Here is a 3,868-nt window from a genome sequence, read left to right on the forward strand (position 1 = left end):
GGAATTTTGTCCCAGTCCCTTTTTCTGCCGTCAGAGATAGGGGTCTTCAGTTTTTCCATGTTCGGTAGAGGGGCACTTTGCGGGCTTAAACCGCCGTCACCACTAGCTCCGCGTCGCCGCCCCCAATCCGCGGAGCCCGTAGTCACCCGGGCCAGGAAAGGAAAGCAAACTGCTATATCTTAGCTTTGTGCGCTTTTTACTTAGTTTCGCACGTATTCCCATTTTTGAAAGCGTTATACCATAGAACCTGTCAGTTAGAAACACGTTGGAAAGGAGGCTGCATGATTATGGATGAGGTAACAACCACCGTTGCCCAGGTCCACCCCTTAGCCCGGAAAAAGAAAAATTCGTTTTTCGGCCATCTCTGGGAGAATCGGGTGTTCCTGCTCCTGGTGGCGCCGGGCGCACTGTTCTTGATTTTGTTCTTCTACATTCCCGTCCTGGCCAACATCGTGGCGTTCAAGAACTTTTCTTACAGCGACAACGGCTTCATTGCCAGCCTGATGCAAAGCCCGTGGAACGGGATCGATAACTTCAAGTTCTTCTTCCAGTCCTCGGACTTCTGGCTCGTTGTCCGCAACACGGTCGGGTATAACATGACCTTCCTGCTGCTCAACTTCTTCTTCGCTATCTTCTTCGCAGTGATCATGAGCCAGTTACGTAATAGAAAATTGTTGAAGGTGTACCAGACCAGTATGCTGTTCCCGTACTTCCTGTCGTGGGCGATCCTCGCGTACTTCGTTCTTGCCTTCCTCAGTCCGGATAAAGGGATACTGAACCACATCATCACCGGGATGGGCGGCAAGGCCATTGATTGGTATAACGATCCCACCTGGTGGCCGCTGATCATCATTATCCTCGGCGTCTGGAAGGGCATTGGGTATAACAGCATCCTGTACTTCGCTACCATCATGGGTATTGACCCGGCGTATTACGACGCGGCGATGATCGATGGGGCGAACAAGTGGCAGCAGATCAAGCACATCGTCTTGCCCCACATTCTGCCGGTAGCCACGCTGATGCTGATTCTGAACATCGGCGGTATCTTCCGCAGCGACTTCGGGCTTTTCTACCTGATTCCGCGACAATCGCCGTCACTGATCAATATTACCCAGACGTTCGATACGTACATCTACCGCGCGCTGTCCCAGACGAACAACATTGGGATGGCCACCGCGGCCGGACTGCTGCAGTCCATTGTTGGTACGATCCTCTTGCTGATTGCCAACTGGATCGTGCGTAAGGCAGAACCGGATTCTGCATTATTTTAGAAAAGGGAGGTGGCCGTCTTGCGGCATAAAAAACATATCACCGCAGTCGATATTCGCAGTTTCAGCGCCGGGGCCAACCTGTTCTTTAATATCTTTCTGGCTCTGTTCGCTATCAGCTGTTTGGTTCCGTTCATCTTCATCATCATTATTTCCTTGACGAAGGAAACGGATCTGACGATTTTCGGCTATCAGTTCTGGCCGAAGCATTTCTCCATTACCAGTTATCAGTATCTCAGTAAGTTCGGCAGCCAAGTCGTGCGGTCGCTGGGCGTGACCATCTTCGTCACCGTCATCGGGACGATCATGAACACGATGTTCTCGGCGACGTACGCTTATGCCATTTCTCGAAACGAATTCCGTTACCGCCGGTTCTTCACCATGTTCGCCCTGGTGTCCATGCTCTTCGCCCCGGGGATGATTCCCACGTACTTGGTGGTTACCCAGATGCTGAACTTGCGGGATAACGTGTGGGCCTTGATCCTGCCGATGGCTTTCGGAGTCTATAACGTGCTGATCATGCGCACGTTCTACAAGACCCAAGTGCCGGATGCCATCGTCGAGTCGGCCCGCATCGACGGGGCCGGTGACCTGCGCATCTTTGCCCAGATCGTCGTGCCGCTGGCGGTACCGGGGATCGCCACGATCAGTCTATTCACCGCGCTGGGCTATTGGAACGATTGGATGAACGCATTACTGTATATCAATAACGATAATCTCGTCCCGCTGCAATACTTGCTCGTGCGGATTCAAAACAATATGGATGCCCTGGTCAAGAGCGCTTCGCAAAGCGCTCAGCTGGGGGCGGCAGCGGCCCAGATTCCCACTGAGGGGACCCGCATGGCGATGGTCGTCATCGCCACCCTGCCGATTGCTTTGACCTATCCGTTCTTCCAGAAGTACTTCGTCAAAGGGATGACCATTGGCGGGGTCAAGGGGTAACTTGCTAACTTTTCTACTATTATGAGGAGGATCTATCCAATGAAGAAATGGCGTAACGCAATGCTCGCGTTCATCGCGGCCGGCACCGTGCTCACCTTGAGTGCTTGCGGCGGCAACGCGCAGAGCAGCAGCGGCGGCGACAAAGTAACCGTCAGCATGTACCAGCCCGGCGACAAGCCGAAGAACTACACGGCCATGATCAACAAGGCCAACAAGGAGATTCAGAAGAAGTATCCCAACATCGAACTGGACATGAAGTTCATCGGTTGGGGCGATTACGGCCAGAAGTATTCCGTCATGGTCACGTCCGGTGATTCCTACGACCTCGCCTTCGTCCAGAATTATCAGACCAACGCCCAGAAGGGTGCTTACGCCGATATGACGGACTACTTGAAGAAAGGCGTCGCGAAGAAAGCCTACAAGAGTGTCGACCCGGCTTACTGGAAGGGCGCCACGATCAAGGACAAAATCTACGCCTTCCCGGTCAATGCCAACGTCTACGCAAACAGCAACCTGGTCTTCAACCCGACCTTCGTGAAGAAATACAATCTGGACGTCAGCAAGGTTAAGTCTTACGCCGACGCCACGGCACTGCTCGAGAAAGTAAAGAAAAATGAACCCAGCGTCGCCGGGTTCGCCATCGGCAAGGACTTCAAAGTCTCCGACCGGGCGCTGGAATACCCGCTGAGCAACTCATTGCCCTTCGTCGTGGATGCCAGCGGTAAGGATACCAAGGTGCGCAACATGTATGACTTGCCGGAAACGGTCAAGAACCTGGAAGTACTGCACTCTTGGTACAAGAAAGGTTTACTGCCGAAGGATGCCGCCACATCGACGACTTCATACAACTTGAACGAAGACACCTGGTTCATGCGCCAAGAAACCGTGGGGCCGTTCGACTACGGTAACACCGCACTGAAGAATGCCTCCGGCGGCAAAGCGATGGACATTCAACCCATCAGCGATCCGTACAAGAGCCAATCCCAATCCGGGGTCGCACTGTGGGCCATTTCTAAGTCTTCCAAGCACAAGAAGGAAGCCATGGAAGTCCTGAATGAACTGAATACGAACCCGAAACTGCTGAACAACCTCGTCTGGGGTCTGCAAGGCAAACAGTGGAACTTCGCCGACGGGTCTAAGGATAAGATCAAGACAACCAAAGAATATCAACCGGGCTACTTCCTGGGTGCATGGATGATGGGCAATAACAAGCTGCTCTACACCCAAGACACGGTCACCGATGCCATGGTGGCGAAGCGGGACGAGAACATCAAGAACGCCAAGCAGTCCGCGATGTTGGGTTTCACGCCGGATGTATCAAGCATTCAGACAGAAATCTCGAACATTTCCAACGTCTATACCAAATACCAGCCGCTCCTGGACACGGGGACAGCGGATCCAGTGCCGACCATCAAGAAGATGAACGGCGAGCTGAAAGTGGCCGGGATGGACAAAGTCATGAAGGAATTGCAGTCGCAGTATGACAAGTTCCGGGCGGAATAGTAGATAGTAACTGTCCTGCGCTGAACCCGGGTGACTCCGGGCTCCGCAGATTGGGGGCGGCGACGCGAAGCTAGTGCGAAGCCGGTCCTGCGGAGCTAGCCGTGGGCACGACTTTAAGCCCGCGCAAAGTGCGCGCGGTCTTAAAGCTCGGCCTT

At 53.5% G+C, this 3,868-nt stretch carries 3 protein-coding genes; all 3 read left to right on the top strand.

From position 1 onward, the window contains the following. Window positions 1-287: 287 nt before the first annotated feature. From L248_RS09135 to L248_RS09145, 3 genes are read left to right on the top strand one after another with little or no spacing between them, the layout of a single operon-like run. Complete coding sequence (locus L248_RS09135; RefSeq protein WP_040535909.1) at window positions 288-1,271, top strand: ABC transporter permease; 984 nt, start codon at window positions 288-290, stop codon at window positions 1,269-1,271. An 18-nt stretch (window positions 1,272-1,289) separates the two neighbouring features. Beyond that, window positions 1,290-2,210: a carbohydrate ABC transporter permease gene (locus L248_RS09140; protein WP_040535912.1), complete on the top strand. Its 921-nt coding sequence runs from the start codon at window positions 1,290-1,292 to the stop codon at window positions 2,208-2,210. A gap of 39 nt (window positions 2,211-2,249) precedes the next feature. After that, complete coding sequence (locus tag L248_RS09145) at window positions 2,250-3,713, top strand: ABC transporter substrate-binding protein (RefSeq protein WP_022529910.1); 1,464 nt, start codon at window positions 2,250-2,252, stop codon at window positions 3,711-3,713. The last annotated feature ends 155 nt before the right edge of the window (window positions 3,714-3,868 follow it).

The sequence above is a fragment of the Schleiferilactobacillus shenzhenensis LY-73 genome, from assembly GCF_000469325.1.
GTDB lineage: Bacteria > Bacillota > Bacilli > Lactobacillales > Lactobacillaceae > Schleiferilactobacillus > Schleiferilactobacillus shenzhenensis.